The sequence below is a fragment of the Xanthobacter lutulentifluminis genome, from assembly GCF_043194675.2.
Classification (GTDB): Bacteria; Pseudomonadota; Alphaproteobacteria; order Rhizobiales; family Xanthobacteraceae; genus Xanthobacter.
The window spans coordinates 3,535,442-3,556,724 of record NZ_CM195525.1 but is presented as its reverse complement, the minus strand read 5'-3'; the positions used below and the strand labels follow the sequence as shown (position 1 = coordinate 3,556,724).

21 protein-coding genes and 2 pseudogenes are annotated in these 21,283 nt (G+C 61.6%); 17 read left to right on the top strand and 6 right to left on the bottom strand.

Annotated elements, in window-relative coordinates:
* Positions 1 to 46: 46 nt before the first annotated feature.
* The 14 genes from V5F49_RS16360 (at position 47) to V5F49_RS16295 (ending at position 13,508) form a co-directional block, all read left to right on the top strand.
* Positions 47 to 721, top strand: a complete 675-nt coding sequence (locus V5F49_RS16360) for a hypothetical protein (protein ID WP_183856707.1) — start codon at positions 47 to 49, stop codon at positions 719 to 721.
* A gap of 515 nt (positions 722 to 1,236) precedes the next feature.
* On the top strand, positions 1,237 to 3,243 hold the full coding sequence (locus V5F49_RS16355; RefSeq protein ID WP_394118470.1) for a conjugal transfer protein TraG: 2,007 nt from the start codon (positions 1,237 to 1,239) through the stop codon (positions 3,241 to 3,243).
* The gene (locus V5F49_RS16350; protein WP_183856711.1) at positions 3,240 to 3,743 is read left to right on the top strand and encodes an Ada family protein; all 504 of its coding nucleotides are present in this window, start codon (positions 3,240 to 3,242) and stop codon (positions 3,741 to 3,743) included. Before V5F49_RS16355 ends, V5F49_RS16350 begins: the two co-directional genes overlap by 4 nt.
* A complete protein-coding gene (gene trbB, locus V5F49_RS16345) occupies positions 3,733 to 4,701 on the top strand; it encodes a P-type conjugative transfer ATPase TrbB (RefSeq protein WP_445329382.1) in 969 nt (322 codons plus the stop codon). Before V5F49_RS16350 ends, trbB begins: the two co-directional genes overlap by 11 nt.
* A gap of 182 nt (positions 4,702 to 4,883) precedes the next feature.
* Positions 4,884 to 5,156, top strand: a complete 273-nt coding sequence (locus V5F49_RS16340) for a TrbC/VirB2 family type IV secretion system protein (RefSeq protein ID WP_183856974.1) — start codon at positions 4,884 to 4,886, stop codon at positions 5,154 to 5,156.
* Entirely contained in the window at positions 5,156 to 5,419 is a 264-nt protein-coding gene (locus V5F49_RS16335) for a VirB3 family type IV secretion system protein (protein WP_110372410.1), read from the top strand. Before V5F49_RS16340 ends, V5F49_RS16335 begins: the two co-directional genes overlap by 1 nt.
* A gap of 4 nt (positions 5,420 to 5,423) precedes the next feature.
* Entirely contained in the window at positions 5,424 to 7,856 is a 2,433-nt protein-coding gene (gene trbE, locus V5F49_RS16330) for a conjugal transfer protein TrbE (RefSeq protein ID WP_183856715.1), read from the top strand.
* Positions 7,853 to 8,581 carry a P-type conjugative transfer protein TrbJ gene (gene trbJ, locus V5F49_RS16325; RefSeq protein ID WP_183856717.1) on the top strand — a complete coding sequence of 243 codons (729 nt, stop codon included), beginning with the start codon at positions 7,853 to 7,855 and terminating at the stop codon, positions 8,579 to 8,581. Before trbE ends, trbJ begins: the two co-directional genes overlap by 4 nt.
* Positions 8,582 to 8,591: 10 nt before the next feature.
* Positions 8,592 to 8,915: an entry exclusion lipoprotein TrbK gene (locus V5F49_RS16320; protein ID WP_183856719.1), complete on the top strand. Its 324-nt coding sequence runs from the start codon at positions 8,592 to 8,594 to the stop codon at positions 8,913 to 8,915.
* 6 nt (positions 8,916 to 8,921) lie between these two features.
* Complete coding sequence (gene trbL, locus V5F49_RS16315) at positions 8,922 to 10,271, top strand: P-type conjugative transfer protein TrbL (RefSeq protein ID WP_183856721.1); 1,350 nt, start codon at positions 8,922 to 8,924, stop codon at positions 10,269 to 10,271.
* Between the two features lie 3 nt (positions 10,272 to 10,274).
* Positions 10,275 to 10,970: a conjugal transfer protein TrbF gene (gene trbF / locus V5F49_RS16310; protein WP_183856723.1), complete on the top strand. Its 696-nt coding sequence runs from the start codon at positions 10,275 to 10,277 to the stop codon at positions 10,968 to 10,970.
* 14 nt (positions 10,971 to 10,984) lie between these two features.
* Positions 10,985 to 11,977 (top strand): P-type conjugative transfer protein TrbG, encoded by a 993-nt coding sequence (gene trbG, locus V5F49_RS16305; protein ID WP_210308507.1) that lies wholly within the window; start codon positions 10,985 to 10,987, stop codon positions 11,975 to 11,977.
* Positions 11,974 to 13,248 carry a TraB/TrbI/VirB10 family type IV secretion system protein gene (locus V5F49_RS16300; RefSeq protein ID WP_183856725.1) on the top strand — a complete coding sequence of 425 codons (1,275 nt, stop codon included), beginning with the start codon at positions 11,974 to 11,976 and terminating at the stop codon, positions 13,246 to 13,248. Before trbG ends, V5F49_RS16300 begins: the two co-directional genes overlap by 4 nt.
* A complete protein-coding gene (locus tag V5F49_RS16295; RefSeq protein ID WP_183856727.1) occupies positions 13,245 to 13,508 on the top strand; it encodes a DUF2274 domain-containing protein in 264 nt (87 codons plus the stop codon). Before V5F49_RS16300 ends, V5F49_RS16295 begins: the two co-directional genes overlap by 4 nt.
* Here V5F49_RS16295 and V5F49_RS16290 read toward each other — a convergent pair.
* Complete coding sequence (locus V5F49_RS16290) at positions 13,470 to 14,501, bottom strand: LysR family transcriptional regulator (RefSeq protein ID WP_246429778.1); 1,032 nt, start codon at positions 14,499 to 14,501, stop codon at positions 13,470 to 13,472. The genes V5F49_RS16295 and V5F49_RS16290 overlap by 39 nt on opposite strands.
* Here V5F49_RS16290 and V5F49_RS16285 point away from each other — a divergent pair.
* Both V5F49_RS16285 and V5F49_RS16280 read left to right on the top strand, forming a co-directional pair.
* Positions 14,473 to 14,838 (top strand): annotated as a pseudogene (locus tag V5F49_RS16285) (transposase); the annotation flags it as partial. The gene V5F49_RS16290 and the pseudogene V5F49_RS16285 sit on opposite strands and share 29 nt — an antisense overlap.
* A 12-nt stretch (positions 14,839 to 14,850) precedes the next feature.
* A pseudogene (locus V5F49_RS16280) lies at positions 14,851 to 15,021 on the top strand (transposase); the annotation flags it as partial.
* 75 nt (positions 15,022 to 15,096) lie between these two features.
* Here V5F49_RS16280 and V5F49_RS16275 read toward each other — a convergent pair.
* From V5F49_RS16275 to V5F49_RS16260, 4 genes are all read right to left on the bottom strand, one after another.
* Positions 15,097 to 15,624, bottom strand: a complete 528-nt coding sequence (locus tag V5F49_RS16275; RefSeq protein WP_246429779.1) for a Spy/CpxP family protein refolding chaperone — start codon at positions 15,622 to 15,624, stop codon at positions 15,097 to 15,099.
* Between the two features lie 90 nt (positions 15,625 to 15,714).
* On the bottom strand, positions 15,715 to 16,377 hold the full coding sequence (locus tag V5F49_RS16270) for a methyltransferase family protein (protein ID WP_394118469.1): 663 nt from the start codon (positions 16,375 to 16,377) through the stop codon (positions 15,715 to 15,717).
* A gap of 28 nt (positions 16,378 to 16,405) precedes the next feature.
* Positions 16,406 to 16,678, bottom strand: coding sequence for a DUF2933 domain-containing protein (locus V5F49_RS16265; protein WP_281810074.1), 273 nt, complete (start codon positions 16,676 to 16,678; stop codon positions 16,406 to 16,408).
* Between the two features lie 238 nt (positions 16,679 to 16,916).
* A complete protein-coding gene (locus tag V5F49_RS16260) occupies positions 16,917 to 17,207 on the bottom strand; it encodes a NifB/NifX family molybdenum-iron cluster-binding protein (protein WP_509210793.1) in 291 nt (96 codons plus the stop codon).
* Between the two features lie 1,063 nt (positions 17,208 to 18,270).
* Between V5F49_RS16260 and V5F49_RS16255 the strand changes: the two genes are divergently transcribed.
* Positions 18,271 to 19,032, top strand: a complete 762-nt coding sequence (locus tag V5F49_RS16255; RefSeq protein WP_246429780.1) for a Crp/Fnr family transcriptional regulator — start codon at positions 18,271 to 18,273, stop codon at positions 19,030 to 19,032.
* A gap of 398 nt (positions 19,033 to 19,430) precedes the next feature.
* Here V5F49_RS16255 and V5F49_RS16250 read toward each other — a convergent pair whose 3' ends face one another.
* Entirely contained in the window at positions 19,431 to 21,263 is a 1,833-nt protein-coding gene (locus tag V5F49_RS16250; RefSeq protein ID WP_394117595.1) for a DUF3141 domain-containing protein, read from the bottom strand.
* Positions 21,264 to 21,283: the final 20 nt, after the last annotated feature.

Below are 21,283 nucleotides of genomic sequence, written 5' to 3'. Positions count from 1 at the left end.
TGGCTGCGTAATCGGCGAACTGCTCGAGCCCGCAACCGAGGACTTGATGATGAGATTGGAAATCACCGCAAACGATGTCGAGGACATGAAGGCAGAGCTGCGTGCAACTCTGCCGGAGGTGAAATCGTCGCATAGGATCGAGGCTCTTGCTCGGGGCCTCGGGTGGAACACCAATGCCGCCATGAGGGCGAGCCTCGCGAATGGCTCAGCCGAGGTTTCCACCAACGAAGGAGCCTTCCTGGGCTATCTCCAAGAGCACGGTTTCGATTCCGAACCTGGACGGATCGCACGCACTTTGGCCAAGGTCGGCATTCGACGTGCGATGGCGCTGGAACCGCTCCTCACTCAATTCGGCTACAATGTTTATCGCGGCCGTTCAAAGACCCCTGAGGAGCGCCGGGCCGAGTTCATGGCAGACCGAGCGTCAATGCTGGGCGATCACGCCGCCGATGAGTTCATCCAAGCATCCCGTTTTCTATCGCAATTCAGCAAACGTAAGACGATCAACCGCAAATCTTCTAGTTATGGTCTGAAACATCAGGCTGAGCGTTTCGGGGATTCGCGGCATTCGCGTGGTTATGTCGCGAATGGAATGCTGATCGCAGCCGCCTTAACCCTTGGTTTCAAGGTCCAGCAGATCGATCCCGATTCTCCAAATGCGTGGTTCAACATCAGCTCCAAGATGACGAACGACGGGGCAAAGCTGGCGTTGGCTGCCTAACCAAGCGGGGAATTGAGAACAGCTCAACTTTATCGTCATTGGCGCTTTCAATTCTTACCGAAAATGCCAATGACATCGATCGGAAGCGCGGGACCGTGATCGATCGCATGAGCCAATGCGAAGTCGGGAATGTCGACATGGCTTCTAAGCTAAGCGGAGTATATACCCGCTTGCATCACCCATTTTGACGCGTTGCACAAATCGTTATCGGGGTAGACGCCTTCCGCGTATACTAAAAGTAGAATGCAGGTACTGTATTGCGCGGCTGTATGCTGCTTGTCTCTGACGCGTCTTGGTGCCCAAGATATTTCTGGCGCTTTACGTGACTCATTGCCGCAATACCAAATTGCCATCAGTAGTAATAAATAGTAAGGAGTAATGTCGGATCGTACTTAGATCATAGTTGCCGCTGTTACGCGCAAGAATGGTCTTTGACTTAACCCCTTCAAGCAACAAGCCTTATGCCTTGTCGGTCGTTCGCACGGCCGAAAACTGCGGCTGTTGCAGGAGCGGGAATGACACCGACGAAGGTGTTGATCGGTCAGATGCTGGTGGTGTTCGGCATCGCGCTTGCCGGCACCTGGGCCGCCACGCAGTGGGTGGCCTTTGAGCTTGGCTTCCAGCGACGCCTTGGAGAACCCTGGTTCTTAATCGATAACTTACCAATTTACTACCCTTGGCGGTTGTTCGAGTGGTGGTATGTTTATGATGCTTATGCTCCGGACATTTTCCAAACGGGGGGTACGGTCGCTGGAGGCAGCGGCGTCATTGCCGCTCTGTCCGCCATCATCGGTTCCGTCTGGCGAGCCCGGCAATCGAAGCTCGTCACCACCTATGGTTCCGCCCGCTGGGCCGATAAGACGGACATCGCGGCGGCGGGCCTGACGAAGCCGGCCGGCGTCTTTCTCGGGCTCATGGCCAGCACCTATCTGCGCCATGCCGGCCCCGAACACATCATGGCGTTTGCACCGACGAGAAGCGGCAAGGGCGTTGGGCTCGTTGTGCCAACGCTGCTGTCATGGCCGTACTCTGCCGTGATCCATGACATCAAGGGGGAAAACTGGACGCTGACCGCCGGCTGGCGCGCGCAGTTCTCCCATTGCCTCCTGTTCAACCCGACCGACCCGAGGAGCGCCGCCTATAATCCTCTCTTGGAAGTCCGCAGAGGCGTCCATGAGGTCCGCGACGTCCAGAACATTGCGGACATATTGGTGGATCCCGAAGGCGCGTTGGAGCGGCGCAATCACTGGGAAAAGACCAGCCATTCGCTTCTAGTCGGCGCGATCTTGCATGTCCTCTACGCCGAAGAGGACAAAACGCTCCGCGGTGTGGCCAACTTTCTCTCCGATCCGGCCCACCCCTTCGAGAAAGCCTTGTGGTCCATGATGACCACGGCGCATCTCGGGGCGCTTGGCCCGCATCCCGTCGTGGCCAGCGCCGCGCGCGAGGTATTGAACAAGAGCGAGAACGAGCGCTCCGGTGTGCTCTCGACCGCCATGTCGTTCCTCGGCCTCTATCGCGATCCGACGGTCGCGACCGTCACATCGCGCTGCGATTGGCGCATCGCCGACTTGATCGCCGCCGATCATCCGGTCTCGCTTTATCTGGTCGTGCCGCCTTCGGACATTTCGCGCACCAAACCGCTCATTCGCTTGATCCTCAACCAGATCGGCCGCCGGCTGACAGAAAGCCTCGACGGCTCGGACGGCATCGCCCGCAAGCACAAGCTGCTTCTCATGCTCGACGAGTTTCCGGCGCTCGGCCGGCTGGACTTCTTCGAGAGCGCCTTGGCCTTCATGGCCGGCTATGGCCTGCGCTCCTTCCTCATCGCGCAGAGCCTCAATCAAATAGAAAAGGCCTACGGCCCGAACAATTCCATCCTCGACAACTGCCACGTTCGAATCGCCTTCGCGACCAACGACGAACGCACAGCCAAGCGCATTTCGGACGCGCTCGGCACGGCGACGGAACTTCGCGCCCAGCGCAACTATGCCGGCCATCGCCTGTCACCCTGGCTGGGGCACCTAATGGTATCTCGGCAAGAGACGGCCCGCCCGCTCCTGACACCCGGCGAGGTCATGCAGCTTCCCGACACTCAAGAAGTCATCATGGTCTCCGGCCATCCACCGGCCAAGGCCACCAAGATCCGATATTTCACCGACAGCAATTTCACTTCGCGCGTGCTGCCAGCACCGGTTCTCTCAGACGATGGATATGCTGATCGGCCGGCTGCGCGAACGGACGATTGGACCGGCCTTCCGCGGTCGAAATCTCCTATCCTCGCTTCTACGGGCGCACAGGCATCCGCCGTGCCCGTAGAAGGCGGACATCAGCTCGTCCCGGAGTTCGACAAAGCCGAAGTCATACGTCTGCCTGATGGTCGCGATGACGATCTGTCCGTCCTCGACGATGAGACAGATAACCCCGTCACACGCGACGGTAAGCTTCCCAAACCGGACCGGCAGTTCCGGCGCGTGGCGCGTCTGGCCTCGCTCGATCCCGATGACGGGATCGCGCTATGAGCAAAACCCGTCTCAACATCTTCATCGAGCCCGACCATGCCAAGCGGCTGCGTCAGCTTGCAGCCCTCAAAGGTGAAACGAAATCAGCGATCGTCGCGGCTGCGCTCTCTTCCTATCTTTCTCCCGATGGTGCCGACCGGCGAGAGGCGGCGCTGGCCTCACGCCTCGACCGACTGTCGAACCAGTTCGGCCGGCTGGAACGCGACCAGACCATCCTGATCGAGACCCTGGCGCTATTCATCCGCTACACGTTGTCGGTTTCAGCTCCTCTTCCGGAGGCGCATCAGAAGGCGGCTCGCGCGCAGGGGCGCCTACGCTTCAACCAATTCGTCGACCAACTCGGCCGCCACCTGCAGCGTGGCGGCAGCCTCGTTCGGCAGGTCCATGAAGAGATCTTCCCTGATGAAGGTTGCTTCTTCGGCCAGGCCGACGACAACGAGGATCAGGGGTCCGCTGGATCGGAAGACCACGATGCCGAGGCGGCGCCACATGATGGATAGGCCGCGCTCCCCGTCCCGGATCGTCAGCGATCGTCAGGTCCGCATGCTGCGCAGTGCCATGGGGCCGGCGATCATCGCCGCGCTCGACGATCCGGACGTCGTGGAAGTCATGCTCAATCCCGACGGAAAGCTTTGGATCGACAGGCTCGGCTCGGGCCGCGAGCCCACGGGCGCCATCCTCTCCCCGGAGGATGCCGCCCGCATCATCAAGGTTGTGGCGAACCATGTCGGCCTGGAGGTCAACCGCGAGCATCCGATTCTCTCCGCCGAGTTGCCGGAAACGGGTGAAAGGTTCGAAGGCGTCCTGCCACCCATCGCCGTCGCACCGATCTTCGCCATCCGCAAGCGCGCCGCCGGCGTCATACCGCTGGCCCGATATGTCACCAACGGCATCTTGACCGAGGTGCAGGCAGAGTTTCTGAGGAGCTCTGTCCTCGACCGACGGAACATCATCATTGCCGGTGGAACGTCGACGGGAAAGACCACCCTCGCCAACGCCCTGCTCCAAGAGATCGCGGCCACTGGCGATCGCGTTCTGGTGCTCGAAGACACGATCGAGCTGCAATGTGTAGCCGACGATCATGTGGCTCTCCGGACAAAGGCTAATACCGTCTCCACCGCCGATCTGGTGCGTTCCACCTTGCGGCTTCGCCCGGATCGCATCGTTGTTGGCGAGGTGCGCGGCGCTGAAGCGTTGGACCTCCTGAAGGCGTGGGGAACCGGGCACCCCGGCGGCATCGCGACATTGCATGCAGGCTCTGCGCGGGGAGCACTCACCCGGCTGGAGCAGCTCATACAAGAAGTCGTCGTCACCGTGCCGCGCGCGCTGATCGCGGAGGCCGTGGACATCATCGTCTTCATCGCCGGGCGCGGTAGCAAACGCCGCGTCGAGGACATCATCCGCGTCATGGGCCTCGACGGCGATGCCTACGCAATAGAGCACTTCACAGGAGATTAGGGATGCCGCCCATCACGTCCGTATTCATGCTTTTCCTGAATGCTGGAACAAACCAGAAACGTAAATCCGCAAGTGCGGATTCGAGCGTTTCCGTAAATCCGGAGACACCCATTTCAGCAAATCCGCTTTCGAGCGTTGCAGGAAAGTTTCGAAACCGGATCTCCGGAACGGCGGCTTTGCTGATGTCCGCCTTTCTGGTTTCCCCAGCTTACGCCGCTGGTTCGTCCATGCCATGGGAAGCGCCCCTGCAATCCATCCTTGAATCGATCGAGGGGCCGGTTGCCAAGATCATCGCCGTGATCATCATCATCGTGACCGGGCTCACCTTGGCGTTCGGTGATGCCGGCGGCGGTTTCCGCAAGCTGGTCCAGATCGTCTTCGGCCTCTCCATCGCCTTCGCCGCCAGTTCCTTCTTCCTCAGCTTCTTCAGCTTTGGCGGCGGAGCGCTGGTCTAATGGCGGTCCATGCCGACGGCTTCGAAGTGCCGCTGCACCGCTCACTGACGGAGCCCGTCCTGCTGGGCGGCGCCCCGCGATCGGTGGCGATCCTCAACGGGACACTCGCCGCCGCCATCGGCATCGGCCTGCATCTGTGGATTGGCGGCATCGTGCTCTGGATGGCGGGCCATGCGCTCGCCGTCTGGGGGGCGAAGGCCGATCCCCAGTTCATGGAGGTCTTCGCCCGCCACCTGAAGCACCGCGCGTTTCTGGAGGCGTGAGTTCATGATGAACCTTGCCGAATATCGCACGCACCCCGCGAGCCTCGCGGATTATCTGCCTTGGGCCGGGCTCGTCGCATCGGGCGTCGTGCTCAACAAGGACGGTGCGTTCCAACGCACCGCACAGTTTCGTGGCCCCGACCTCGACAGCGCAACGGAAAGCGAGCTGGTGGCGACCACTGCCCGGCTCAACAACGCGCTGAAGCGCCTCGGCTCCGGCTGGGCGCTGTTCGTCGAAGCTGAACGGCGCATCGCCGCCGGATATCCCATCTCGGAATTTCCCGACGCGGTGTCGTGGCTCGTAGAGGAAGAGCGGCGCGCGGCGTTCGAGGAAGCAGGCACACATTTCGAGAGCGCCTACTACATCACGCTCGCCTTCCTGCCGCCGTCCGAAAGCAAGGCCCGCGCCGGCCAGCTCCTCTACGAGAGCACCGAGCGGCGCACCGTGAATTGGCGCGACCATCTCGCAGCCTTCATTTCCGAGACCGACCGCTTTCTCTCCTTGCTCGACGGCGTCATGCCGGAGATCCGCTGGTTCTCCGATGAGGAAACGCTGACTTACCTTCACGCTTGCATCTCCACGCAGCGGCACCCTGTCGCCGTTCCCCAGGTGCCGTTCCATCTCGACGCGCTGTTGCCTGACTGCGATTTCACCGGTGGACTAGCGCCGATGCTGGGGGACCAGCATATGCGCGTGCTGACCATTCGCGGCTTTCCGCCCTCGACCTGGCCCGGCGTCCTTGACGACCTCAACCGTCTCGGCTTCGCCTATCGTTGGTCGACCCGTTTCCTGTCGCTCGACAAGGCGGAAGCCGAACGCGAGCTGACCAAGGTGCGGCGGCAATGGTTCGCGAAACGCAAGGGTATCGTCACGCTGCTGCGCGAAACGATCTTCCAGCAGGAAGTTTCGCTAGTCGATTCAGACGCCGCCAACAAATCCGCTGATGCGGACGAAGCATTGCAGGAGCTGGGCTCAGATGCCGTGGCCTATGGCTATGTCACGGCCACCGTTACGGTCATGGACAAAAGTCCGGATCTCGCTGACGAGAAGCTGAAGGCCGTCGAGCGGATCATCCAGGGGCGTGGCTTCGTCACCATTCCGGAGACGCTGAACGCGACGGAGGCATGGCTGTCCTCGATCCCTGGACATGCCTACGCCAATGTTCGCCAGCCGCTGATCTCGACTCTGAACCTCTCACACATGATGCCGGTCTCGGCGGTTTGGGCAGGCCCCGAGAAGAATGGCCATCTCGATGCTCCGCCGCTGATCGTCACCCGCACGGCCGGCGGCACGCCGTTCCGGCTCGTCACTCATGTCGACGATGTCGGCCACACTTTGATCGTGGGCCCTACCGGTGCCGGCAAATCCGTGCTGCTGGCAATGCTGGCGCTCCAATTCCGCCGCTATGCCGGCTCTCGCATCTTCATCTTCGACAAGGGTGGCTCGGCCCGCGCCACCATCTTGGGCCTCGGCGGCGAGTATTACGATCTCGGATCCTCCGACGCCATTGCCTTTCAGCCGCTCGCCCGCATTGAGGATGACGACAGCCGCTCGTGGGCGGCCGATTGGATCGCCGGCTTGCTCGGGCATGAACACGTCGAAATCGTGCCCGATGTGAAGGACGCCGTCTGGTCGGCACTGACCAGCCTTGCATCCGCCCCACGTGAGGAGCGAACGCTCACCGGCTTTTCCACGCTGTTGCAATCGAACCGGCTCCGCCAGGCGCTGCAACCCTACACCCTGTCGGGGCCACATGGCCGGCTGCTGGACGCCGATGCCGATCGGCTTGGCTTCGGCGACGTGCAGGGCTTCGAAATGGAGGAACTGATGCACACGGCGAGCGCCGTGACGCCGGTCCTCACCTATCTTTTTCATCGTCTCGATGAGCGTTTCGACGGATCGCCCACGCTGCTCGTGCTCGATGAGGCTTGGGTGTTTCTCGACGATCCCATCTTCGCTGCGCGCATCCGTGAATGGTTGAAGGTGCTGCGCAAGAAGAACGTCGCCGTCGTTTTCGCCACCCAGTCGCTTGCCGACATCCAGCGTTCTGCCATCGCGCCAGCCATCGTCGAGAGCTGCCCGAGCCGGATCTTCCTGCCGTCGCCGCAGGCGAGCGAACCGCAGCTCCGCACGATCTATGAAGGATTTGGCCTCAACAGCCGCCAGATCGATATCATCACGCGGGCTCAGCCGAAGCGGGATTACTACTACCAATCCCGTCTCGGCAATCGGCTGTTCGACCTCGATCTCGGACCTGTGGCGTTCGCCTTCGCCGGTGCCAGCCGCCCCGAGGATCATCGCCAGATGGACGATGTCCTCGTGTCCCATGGGCGCGATGCCTTTGCCGCAGCATGGCTCGACGTGCGCGGGCTCGATTGGGCAGCCGACCTCATCCGCCAATTCCCGCTTCCGCAAAATCAGGAGACCGCATCATGAGGACACCACTTTGCCTTGCCGGTGCCTGCGCGCTCGGCATCGCTCTCGCGCCGCCGGTCGCGGCGCAGATCGTTTTCGATCCGAACAACTACAGCCAGAATGTGCTGTCGGCGGTTCGAGCCCTGGACCAGGTCAACAACCAGATCAAGAGCCTGCAAAACGAAGCTCAGTCGCTCCTCAATCAAACAAAGAACCTGACGAGCCTCGATTTCTCCGCACTAAACGATCTGAAACAGTCCGTCGCCAAGACGGAGCGCCTTATCAGCGAGGCCGAGGGCTTGAGCTTCGACATATCGGCGATGGAACGGCAATTCCAGCAGCTCTACCCGAAGGAATACGCGGCGTCCGCATCGAGCGATCAGATCCTCGCCGATGTGCGAAAGCGCTGGGAGCAGTCTCGATCCGCTCTGGAAACGGCCATGAAGATGCAGGCGCAGGTCTCCGAAAACCTCGCCTCCGACGAGGCTACTCTCGGCGATCTCGTCACTCGCAGCCAGTCGGCAACGGGGAATCTCGACGCGACGCAGGCGACCAACCAGCTCCTTGCCCTTCAGGCTAAGCAAGCGATCGACGCCTCCCGGCTCAAGCTCTCTCAGGACCGCGCCGTCGCCGCGGAACAGGCCCGTGCCGTCGCGGAGGAGGAGCGGGCGCGTGAGGTTCGCCGCCGATTCATGGGTGATGGCAGCAGCTATACGCCGGCACCCGTCCGGTTGTTCCGCGATTGAGGGACCCGCCATGCTCAGACAAATCATCCGTCTCGCTGTCGTGGCCGCGGTTGCCACCGGCGCCGGACTTCTCGTCCAATCGGCGCGGGCGGCCGACACGGTGGACAGCCTCGCCGCCGATCCGCAACGGCTCCGTGAGGTGCAAAAGCTTTGCAAGGACGACTGGGTTGGGACAGGCGACGAGCTGTGCACCATGGCCAGCAAAGCGCAGCGGCGCCGCTTCATGGGTTCAGGCAGAACGCCGTACACGCCACATCCGGTCGATCTATTCCCGTCACTGAAGAAGAGCGGAACTCCGGAGAAAACCGACCCTATCGCGCCGGACGCGGAGTGATTGTCCATGGACGATCTCTCCGTCATCGACCGCTTCACCGACACCTTCTCGCAGTATATCGACAGCGGGTTTGGCCTGCTTCACGGTGAGATCACTTACCTTTCGGCGACGCTCATCGCCATCGATATAACGCTCGCCGGCCTGTTCTGGGCCTTCGGAGCCGGCAATGACGAGATTCTGGCGAAGCTCATCAAGAAGGTCCTCTATGTCGGTGCCTTCGCCTACATCATTACAAACTTCAATTCGCTGGCCGGCATCATCTTCAGATCTTTCGCCGGGCTCGGCCTGACCGCCTCTGGCTCCGGCCTGTCCCAGGACGATTTCCTGCGTCCCGGTAAGCTCGCCTCTGTCGGCATGGACGCCGGCCGGCCGATCCTCGCGCAGATAGGCGACTTGTCCGGCTTCACCTCCGTCTTCTCCAACATCGACACCATCGCCGTCCTGTTCCTCGCCTGGCTCGTGGTCATCGTCAGCTTCTTCGTGCTCGCGGTGCAGCTCTTTGTGACGTTGCTGGAGTTCAAGCTGACCACGTTGGCCGGCTTCGTGCTGGTGCCCTTCGCATTTTGGAACAAGACGGCTTTCCTGGCCGAACGCGTGCTCGGCAATGTCGTGTCGTCCGGGATCAAGATCCTGGTCCTTGCCGTTATCGTTGGCATCGGCAACGGCCTCTTCGCGGAATTTCGTGCCTCGGCGGGAACAGAGCCGTCCATCGATCACGCGCTGGCGATCATGCTGGCGTCGCTCGCCATGCTTGGGCTGGGCATCTTCGGCCCGTCGATCGCGACGGGTCTCGTCTCCGGCGCCCCGCAGCTCGGCGCGGGTGCAGTCGCTGGCACCGCGCTCGCCGCCGGCGGCATGGCGGTCGCGGCAGGCGCCGGAGCTGTCGGCGCGGCACGGCTCGGCGGGGCCGCTATAGGTTCCGGCGTCAAGGCGGCATCCACCATGTCGGGCGGCGCGCGTGCCGCCTTCGAGCTTGGTGCGGCGACGTCCGGTGCATCGGGCATGGGAGAGGTCGGAGCTGGTCTTGCCAGCGTGGCGCAAGCGGGTGGTGGCGCCGTCATGCAGGCGGGCCGCAGTGTCGTGTCACGCGTCGCGGGCACGGTCGGCGCCCGTGCTTCCGCCGGCGCCCATAGCGCTTGGACGGCTACCGGCGGCAAGCCCATGGGAGCGATGGGTGGGGCTGGGAACGATGCGTCGTTCGCCGGTGCCGGCGGTGCTCCCGCATGGGCCAATCGCGTGAGACATGGACCGCGCAACTCGCGCGTCTCCCACGGAGCAACCACTGCGGCTCACGCCCTTCGCTCGGGGGATCATGGCGGCTCGGGAGCCAACCCATCCCTGCGACAGGAGGATTGAACAATGCGCTTCAAACGCGCTGGCGTGCGCTATTCGCAAACGTCGGAACCCGCCACGCCCTATCAGGCCGCCGGCCAGTTGTGGGATGAACGCCTAGGCTCCGCCCGCGTTCAAGCACGCAATTGGCGGCTCATGTCCTTCGGCTGCCTGACACTTGCCGTGGGCATGGCTGGCGGTCTGCTGTGGCAGGCTGGCCGCTCCACCGTCACGCCCTATGTGGTCGAGGTCGATCAGCTCGGTCAAGTCAAGACCGTTGGCCCGGCCGTGGAAGCTTATCGGCCGACCGACGCCCAGATTGCCTACGCGCTCGCCCGGTTCATACAGAATGTGCGCGCACTGCCCACCGATCCCATCGTGGTGCGGCAGAACTGGCTCGAGGCTTACGACTTCACCACCGATCGCGGCAGCGCCGGGTTGAATGACTATGCGCGCGCCAACGATCCGTTCGGCAAGGTCGGCAAAATGTCGGTCGCCGTCGAGGTCACCAGCGTCGTGCGCGCATCGGACAGCTCCTTCCAGATCCGCTGGATCGAGCGGCGCTATGAGAACAATCAGCTTGCCGGCACGGATCGCTGGACCGGCATCCTCACCATCATCATGCAACCACCGCGCACCGAGGACCGGCTGCGTAAGAATCCTCTCGGCATTTTCGTCAACGGCATCAACTGGAGCCGTGAACTCGGCGCCGGCGGGTCGTGAAGGAGAAAAGGATCATGACCCGCATGCTGCCATTCCGCATTCTCCTCCTCTCGTCCGTCACGTTGCTGGCGGGTTGCGCCGGGAAAACACCGCCGCCGGAAATCTCCCTGGATGAACCCTACGAGGCGAGCCGGATCGTCGAGCCGGCTGGTCCCGTCGAGATAGTCGAGCTGCCGAAGCCATTGCCACTGCCCGGCCAGTTAAAGCCGATGCCAGTCAAGGGCGGAACAGTTGAACCTGCCGATCCGAAGCTACGCGTCACGACGGCCAATGATGCGGCCCGCGTGCAACCGACCCGCACCGGCTATGTCAATGCAACGCAGGTCTGGCCCTACATGGCTGGCGCGCTCTATCAGATTTATGCGGCGCCTGAAAAAGTAACGGACATCGCCCTGCAGAGCGGCGAAGAGCTGATCTCCGTCTCGGCCGGCGACACCGTGCGATGGGTGATCGGCGACACGACCAGCGGTGGGGGCGGAAGCCAGCAGACCCACATCCTGGTGAAACCCACGCGGCCGGATCTGAAGACCAATCTGGTGGTCAACACCAACCGCCGGACCTACCTCCTCGAACTCACATCGACGCCCCAGACCTGGATGGCATCGGTTTCCTGGGACTATCCACACGACCGTCTTCTCGCGCTGCAACGTCAGAATGATCGTGCGGGGACTGCCACGCCGGTCGCAAATGCCGTCGCGCTCGAGCGAGTCCAGTTCCGCTATGAGATCACAGGCGACAATCCATCGTGGCGGCCGACCCGCGTCTTCGATGACGGTGAGAAGGTCTATATCCAGTTTCCCGCCGGTATCGCCCAGGGCGAGTTGCCGCCGCTGTTCGTTGTCGGCCCCACTGGGGAGAACCAGCTCGTCAACTACCGCGCAAAGCCGCCTTATTACATCGTCGATCGCCTGTTCGGTGCGGCGGAGCTTCGTCTCGGCGGCGAGAAGCAGCAGATCGTGCGTATCTCGCGCACCGATGGCAACCGGCTGGGGATCTTCGGGCTATGACCGTGCCACCCAAATCCCCGCCACCCGATCTCGCCATTCGCGCCAAGCCGCGTCCCGTGACCCGTCTCAATCGCTGGACCTTGATGGTGCTCGCCGGCGCCGTCTCTACCGCAGTGCTTGGCGCGATGATTTGGGCGTTGCAAAGCCGGGACAGATCAGCCCGGACCGATGAGGAGCTCTACAACACCGATCGCGTCAACCCGGCGGAGGGGCTGCAAACGTTACCGCGCGACTATACGCAGGTTCAACCACCGAAGCTCGGTGCCCCCTTGCCCGGTGAGCTCGGTGGGCCAGTCGTGCGCACCGAACGGGAGGCGGGCATTCCGCCCATGCCCGAGCGGCCGAGTTTCAGGGCTGATCCGGAAGAGGATGCCAAACGCGCGGCGCGCCTTCGTGCCCAGCAGGAAGCGGAAGCCGCAGCGAAAGCAGCCGTGTTCTTTCAGACGACACGCCCGAAGCAGGAGGTATCGGCAACCGCGGCCGCCTCGCCGGAGCCAAACCGGCTCGATCTCACCGCCATACGCGCTACCGGTGCGGAATCTACCGTTGCTCCGCCCGTCGATGAAATGACCACGCAGAATATGCAGGATCGCAAGCAGGCGTTCGCAAGCCGCGAAGCCGACCAGAAGATTTACGGATCTGGAACTCTCCAAACGCCACGCTCGCCCTATCAGGTAATGGCCGGCACCATCATTCCGGCCGCCTTGGTGACGGGGATCAATTCCGATCTGCCGGGCCAGATCATCGGTACCGTCACCGAGAATGTCTACGACACGGCTACGGGCAGGCATCTCTTGATCCCCCAGGGCACCCGCCTGATGGGCCAGTACGATTCCGGCGTCACCTTCGGCCAGAGCCGTGTGCTCCTGGTCTGGAATCGCCTCATCATGCCGGACGGCTCCTCCATCGTGCTGGATCGTCTCTCCGGCGTCGATACCGCCGGCTATTCGGGCCTTGAAGATGAGGTCGACAATCACTGGCTCCGCCTGATCGGAGGCGCGGTCCTCTCCTCGCTGCTCGGCATTGGCGCCGAACTGGCAGCCCCTCAAAATCAGGGAACGAACGGCGATCAGGTCATCATCGCGACCCGGGATGGTGCCCAGGACACCATCAACGATGTCGGCCAGCAGATCACACGGCGAAATCTCAATATCCAGCCGACCTTGAAGGTGCGGCCGGGCTTTCCGGTCCGCGTCATCGTCAATAAGGATCTCGTCTTGCGACCCTATCGCGCCGCCCCGATGACGGCTGACATCAGGAGGGATGATTGACCAGAAAACTTAGCCTCGGACCGGTGCCGAAAGCTGAAACCGTCAAACTCACCATCACCATGACGGTGCAACTTCGAGCCGACCTCGATCGATATGCCGCTCTTCATTCCGAGCTTCACGGCACGGTTGTCGATGCTTTGACGTTGGCCCCACTCATGCTCGAAACCTTTATTGCTCGTGACAAGGGATTCCGTGCCGCGCGGCCTTGCCGTAGAGGCGCTTTAAATAATGGCCCGGGCTCGCTCGATGAAACGAGATAGTGGCTCGTTGAGTGTCCCCTCACGCACCATCAACCAAGTCTTCAGATCAGCGGGCGCATCGCTCAGGGGCCGGAGGGCAATGCCATCCACCTCGACCGCCTCGAGTTGAGCGGCGGTCGCTATTCCGATGCCATAGCCCGCAAGAACCAGCGTAACCAACATCGGAAGCGTCGTGGTGCGACTAACAATATTGGGGGTCGAGCTTGCGCTTCGAACGAACTGTTCGATCTGGGATTGTTGGCTAAGACCCGTGTCGGGTCTACTTAGAATGAGAGGCTCTTTAACAATCCCAGACAGTTTGATCCGCTTCTTTCCGGCCAGGGGATGACCACTCGGCATCAAAGCGATCGGCGGGTCTCGCCAGACTGCTTCGGACAAAATCCCCTTGCCGTATCCGCTCTCTGGCGTGAGCGCCGCATCAAGAAAGCCGCTTCGCAAGCCTTCGATATTCTGCGTCACTGACGCTTCATGGATATACACGACGACTTGTTGACTTTCCTGTTTTACTTCGTAAATCAGCCGTGCGAGGCGTGCTAGTGGTACACCGTCGCAAATGCCGATGTGCAAATGGCTGATTGTGTCTCCCGTCGTTGCTGCCGTGCGAACGTCTATGCGCGCTTCGTCGGCGGATGCGAGGAGCGCACGCGCATGGACGAGAAGACGTTCACCGGCCGGCGTTAGCTTCGTGGATCGCCGTGTACGCTCGAATAATACCACGCCAAGGCGCCGTTCGAGAGTCTTGATTGATCGAGACAATGGGGATTGCTCGATGCCGGCGCGTTGCGCGCCACGTGTAAAATGGAGCTCTTCTGCGACCGCCACGAAATGCCGAAGATGACGAAGCTCCATTCCCGCTCCCGTTGATATCAAAAGGTTAGCGTCCGAACCCATGAATTGTTTGGCGTTTTCAGCGACGTGCAATTCACTGCTTCGGAGAGGAAGTCGCGATGGATCGGGATCGTTTTTGCCCGGCAAACGCGCAGTCTCACGCATTGAACCTCATTTTCAGAGAGACACGCGAAGCAAGCCGCGTGTCGATGACCGCCGGGTAGCCAGCGACATCGTTCATGTTGAAGTCCGGTGGCCGCTGGATTGACGGATTGCCCAACTACGAGCCGCGCAAAACGCTCTAAAACCGGTATATCCGGTGGGCCAACGAGGGGCGGGATCGATCTCTTCCATGCTCTTGCGAGCGCAGGCGGTCCTCAGGCCCAAGTGCTCATCTCGACCGTTCTGCTGTGAAAGCGCACTGCTCGGCCTCCGGCGGAAAGGGGGAGAGCCCAGTCAAGCAATCGGCCGCTCACGTGGCGGGCGCACGACCAAGATCCACACGCGGACCTCCCAACGCTGGAAGAACTGCTTTTCGCCGGCGCTCTACCGAGACCACAACGCAATCGACCGCATGTTCTGCCGCCTCCGGGAGTTCCGACGTGTCGCCATGCGATATGACCGCCTCGCCGCCAACTTCCTGACCGCGGTCTGCATCGCCGCGACTGTCAGTTACTGCTTATGAACCGGACCCTGGATCGACCTTATTGTCAGGCGCTATCCTCCCGCGGATGTTTGGGAGGCCTCCCAGCCTGCCCCGTCACTGCATCATACCCATCGGTCCCATTGGGCTCGTCATCAGTTGATCAGCCGCGCGCTTCTGCTCATCGCTGAAGCCCGCATAAAGCGGCGCCACCGCTGCTTTGATCTTCTCGATCGTTCGGAGGCAGACGGTGAGCGCCTTCTCGGTCTCGTCGATGCGTGCCGGCAGAGATCCGCCGCGCGCATTCATCATGCTCTCGCGCATCCCCATCATTGCCGTCGCACTGGCCCGCGCGGTCTCCGCGAACGTGCTCCACTGGGTCTCCTGCGCTGCCGTGATCTTGAGTTCTGCCTTCAAAAACGCCAGCCGACCCTCGATGTGGTCCGTCATCATTCCCATCATGGGCATGGCGCCGCTGCCCATCATCGACATCATGCCACCCGACGGCATCGGAGGTCCGGGCACATTTATCGATTGGGAAGGAGCCGCAGCGCCGTCAGCCGGATGATGTTCATCGGCCGCCAACGCAGGAGCGCCAACCAAGAGCATGGCGCCGAAAAGAAGATGTGAGCTTATCTTGATCATCCAAGCCGACTCCATGTTGATGTGATGCATTGCCTGCTGGAACCGTCATCAGTCCGTCGTGTTTAATCCGCGAGGCCGAGTCGCATGCCCTTAGCCCTCTCCGGCTTGGCTATGTTTCGGACCGCTGAGCCGTGGAATGAAGCCCGGAACGTCCTGCATGTATCGTTCATAGTCAGAGCCGAATTCGGCAAAGGACTCGCGTTCTTCGGCGCGCGCGAGGCGCACGTACATGAACACCAGCACCGGGAACATCGCGAGTGTCAGCAAGGTCGGCCATTGCAGCAGGAAGCCGAACATCACCAGCACGAAGCCGACATATTGCGGATGCCGCACATAGGCGTAGACACCGCCGGTGGCGAGCGTGCGATGGCGTTGTGCTTGATACAACACCTTCCAGCCGGCCGAGATGAGGATAAAGCCGCCGCCGATGAACACGAAGCTCAGCAGGTGAAACGGCCCGAAATGCGGATTGGCTCTCCAGCCGAACATCTCCTCGAGAAGATGCCCGGCGTCATGGGAAAACCAATCGACACCCGGAAAGCGGCTCTGCAGCCAGCCCGAGAGCAGATAGATCGTGAGCGGGAACCCATACATCTCGGTGAACAGCGCGACCAGAAAGGCGCTGAAGGCGCCGAAGGACCGCCAGTCGCGCTTGGTCTGCGGCTTGAAGAAACTGAAGGCGAAGAAGATGAAGATCGCCGAATTGATAATCACCAGTGACCAGAGGCCATAGGCAGGAACGTCGTCGTGCATGGTCGACCTCCGGACCGTTGATCGCGGCTCAGTGATTGTGGGGCTGGTTCTTGCGAACGTCCGCTGATCCGCTTCCGCTATCGTCTCTGCGCCCATGTCCGCCGTGGCCGCCATGCATGAAAACATGCATCAACGGGCAGGCGAGGATCAGCAGGAACGGCAAATACCCCAGATACGGGATGAGATGCGCGCGGTGCTCGGTCAGAAGATAGAAGGCACCGATCGCGAGAAAGCCGATCAGGACCCAATTTGCGCGGGAGCGAAAGAAGCCACCCTCACTACCATGACCGTCATGTTCCATGGAGACTCCACCCACATCAGACCGGGACGCACCGGCACGCCCTGCAATCGTCTAGAGCTCGCTAGACGATGCAGGCTGGCATCGACCTGGCGCCATCCTCCGAGCGACACGACAGCGCTCGAACCATGGCCGGCCATCTGTTCTGAATCTTTGATCCCGGTTAAACTTGTGCCGGGTATGGGCCGAAGCAGCAGGATCGATCAGATGTTCCGCCTGTCCCGCCCCGCGGCAGCCGGCGTCATGCGGCAACGAGAGCGGGAAAGCAGGCCACGAGCTCCTGGATCGTCCTCACGCATGGCCCGAGCCTCACATCGATCCCGGCAGCACAAAGTCTCTGTTTCTCTGGCTCGCCGATAAAACCGCAAACCAGGCGACCCGGTCTGGCCGCGACAATGAGATCGCATAGCGCGGCGGACGTGCGCTGGGGATTGGCGTGGAACTCTGTCGCGCCCGTAAGCGTATCGACGATCCATATTCCATCGCACTTGCCGAAGAAGGGGCATAGTGCTGGGCCCGCGTCGGTTTTCATCACGATGACCGCAATGCGATTTGCCGGCGGGGGTGGTACGCAGGCGGACCTAGCCATCGGCTCCTCGTTTGAACACCAGCAAAGCGAGCGAATTATATGACCGGCTAACATATCGGACTTTAAACTCGATCAAACATTCGCGTGGGCGGGGCGGCACCTCACAATCTGCAAGGTGTCCGGCGGACAGCGGGAAGGCGCCACGCGCGCAGGGTTCCGGGCGGTCGGTGCGCACCGACCGCCACTTGATTTCAATCAATCTCGTCGAGCCTTTCCCCGTATAGGTTTCCGCCGGGCTAATTGGTAGCTGCGGGGCCGTGTGGTAACTTGCGGCTCAGGCCTTCTTGGAAAGAGGCGGATGCTACGGTTGCTCGCCATATTGATCTTTGCCACGGCGATCTTCACGACGCTGAGCGGGCGGAGTATGGCCGGGACTGTAGCGATCAGCGCCGACGCGACTATGGTGGTCGTAAGCGCTTCTGACTTTCGGCCCCATATTGACGAATGCGATGATTGCCCGGAGTGTCCGAATTCGGACAAGACCTCCTGTCCGATGAGTAGCTGCTCCTGCCCGGCGGCCTGCTCAACGACTTTAGCGCCCCTGCCTGGCAACCTCCCGGCCCATGCGTTCCACCGCTCTTCAGCGGGGATGCGGCCCGAAGAAGCCGATCCAAACTCAGTCGTCCCCGGACTCGACCCCCCAGTTCCTCGGCGCTCGACCTAGCGGGTCGATCGGCCCAGCGGAAGGCGATCCAGCTTCCAACGGTTCACGCCTCGCGTGGACCGGGATGGCGGCTGGATTGACCAATCTCCGCTGGCGTCGCGCCGCCAAGGCGGCCGGCTGAGCCGGGCGACCTGGTCAGATGGATTCAACCTTCCAGGTGAAACCGACCAGATCGAGGACTGTAATATGACTCCGAGCCAAGCGTCTTATTTGGAGAGCACTATCCGAGCGTCGCGGGATCACGCCCATGGCCGATACGAAGGTCTGCAACCCGGCGTGCTCCGGTCCCCAGTTCCCCGGGGAGCCGCAAACACAATCAGTGATGCGGAAAGGAACGCCCGTATGCCGATGCCGGGGAATGGCACGACAAAGCAGCTACCGGGTTGTGAGGCTTGCTTCGCCCGGGTTAACCGGGGTTTGTGCGGGGATTGCCAGCCGGGATCTCCATGTGCGGTCGCGAGTTATAAAACTGCTGATCGGGAATACAAGGTCGGCCAGGATCTCTTCAGCCTGGGCGAACCGTGTGACTCAATATTCAATCTCCTCGAAGGTTGGGTTATTCTTTACAATATATTGGATGACGGTCGGCGACAGATTTTGCACTTCGCTTTGCCGGGCGCTGTGCTCGGATTCCATCCCGGCGGCGGCGCGATGATGACATATGGCGCGCAAGCTCTGACTGACATCGTCGTCAGCACAATTCCGCACAAGGCTCTACAGCCGATTGTCAGCCAGCAGCCCGAGTTCGGTCTGCGGCTTGCCTGGCTGGTCGCGCGGGATTGCACCTTGGCCTACGATCGCCTTACCAGCATTGGCCGGCATTCAGCGCGGGAGCGCGTTGCGCACCTGCTGCTCAAGCTGTTCGTCCGCTGCCGCGCGCAATGGCCGGGCAGTCATATCGAGGAGATGAATCTTCCGCTGACCCAAGAAGATATTGGAGATGCAACGGGTCTGACCTTCGTCCATGTCAACCGGGTGCTGAGGGATCTGCGAAAGGATAGGATCCTAGAATTCCACTATCGACGGCTCCGAATCCTCGATCCGGACAAACTCGTCGACGTTGCAGGTCTTGACCCGCAACTCGTCATGTCCTGGATTCGCTGATGAATGATCGGCCGGGACAATATGGAATGGAGCGCGCGGAGTGTCCGATCCAAGCGCTGCTTCGTGCTGGCGCGTCCCGCTCCTTCGGCTCCATTGTCGCACAAACACAACTGCTGATTTTCCGTCGCCACCGACCCTTGCGTCGCGGCGTCGCCCGTCGCGTCTGCGCCCAAGATGCGATCTCACACCACGACGAGGCTACCTCGAACATCCCCATCGGGCCGCCGAACTTGCCGGGTTTGTCCGGCATGATCTCGACGCAAACCATCTCTCCGGTCGGCAGGTCCTGGCGCTTGTTGACGTCAGCGAAAATGACCCTTTCGGAGCCGGACACCAACTCCTTCCGCCGAAAGCTCAATCGTACCAACTTGCCATGGCGAACGACGATGGTGTCGAGCCTATACCGCCGGTGGCGTTGCTGGCCGTGCTGAGGCGGGAAGATCGTAAAGCGCCTGGAAGACCCGCTCCTCCGCCGTGTCGCGCTGCTTGCGGCCGTTTTCGATAGCCTCGGAGACACGGTCAATCGCCTCCCGCTCACGACGCAGATTGCCATCGTCCTCCGGCAGTGGCTGCCGGCGTTTCTCGATCAGGCGCGCGAGTGCAGCGACGCCATGCATCCATGGACTGAAGGATTCCGACATCAGGTAGCGGCTCGTGCGCATGGGATGGAGCCATTCGAGCGTTGCCGCGGTCCAGGGATTGGAGGCCATACGCACGAATGGGCTGACCATGGTCTTGTAGAACTGCTCGTTCACCTCTGAGCGATGGCGAACCTGCTCGAATGCTGCCCGGGGCGTCTCGAACCGCAGATCCTCGACGGCCCGCTCGTCGAACCGGACCGAGTATTCCGGCTTGCGGCAGTCCGGATCGCCGGTCGGATTGTCGATCTTCATCTCGTAGAGACCGGGAGCGAGGGTCTCGATCTCGCCGAGGCTTTCGAGGATTGCGCGATGTTCGAACCTCGCCACCTTGGCTGACACGAAAATGCCGAGATGGCCGGCATGGGGGTTCGTCAGGTAGATGATGCGCTGACCAGCGGCCTTGAGATCGTCGGTATCTTTGTACACCACCGGGATCCAACCGAGCGCCTGGTGCGGCGGGGTGATGTTGTCGCCATAGGAGGCGAAGATCACCAGCGGATTGCGAATGCGCCGAAGGTCGGCGACGCACCCTTCGCAGATCCGCATCTTTCCCTCCTCGAGGCGATTGCCGATGAAGAGGTTCTCGACGATGGCGACGATCTCTTCCCGGCTGAGCAAATAGAAGCCATTCCACCACCGCTCGAACTCCAGGAAGCGCTCCCGTTCCGTGTCGACATGCGTGAACAGGTTGGCGTATTTTTCCCAGACGGCTTCGGGCTGAAGATTCTCGAAATTGAAGGCGAGCCACGCACCGTCCAGGCGGCCGTCGTTGAGATCGGCGAGAAGATGGGTAGCCCAGACGCCGCCAAGCAGCCCGCCGGCGATCCGCATCGGATTGACGCCTGATTCTCCCGCCCAATAGGAGAGCGGAGAGCCGTTGAGCACGGCCGGGCCGACCAAGCCTTCGCAATCCGCCGAGAGCAAGGTGATCGCCCAGCCGGCCTGACAGTTGCCATAGAGCACCGGAGGCTTGCCGGGGTGGCGTTTGACCACGTCCTCGACGAAGCGCCGGAGCGTGTGCAGCACATCGGCTAGGGTTTGGCCCGCGCAGGGTTCAGGAAAGAAGGAAACGAAATAGACCGGATAGCCCTCGTGCATGGCGATCCCAACCTCGGAGTCGCGCTTGAAGCCGCCGATGCCGGGCCCATGGCCGGCTCGAGGGTCGAGGACAACGACGGGCGGCTTCGCCGGATCGACACAATCCTCAATGCAATCGTCGCCGATCCGGGTAATCCGCAGGAGGGCGTAGTTGACGGGTCGCTCGAAGCGGCGGGCATCGACCAGCGTCTCATAATCGAAGTCGAGAAGCGGCGGCTTGCCGGCCCGCTCATGCGCGATCATGTTGTTGGCGCGCTGGCGCAGCGTATCCCAGAACAGAATCGACCGTTCGAAGAAATCCCGCTGATAGGCGAACGGATCATCGATGTTGATCGGCGGTCCGGCTGGATTCGCCGCGACGGCCGGTTCCGGGCTCTTCAGCGCGGCGGCCGCTGCGATATCCCGCCGAACAGCCAATTGCCGACCCGGCGACGCCTTCGGCTGGTCAATCAGCGCGGAATCCGATCTTGCTTCGGGCATCACCATCTCCATCATCCGATCTTTAGGGCGAG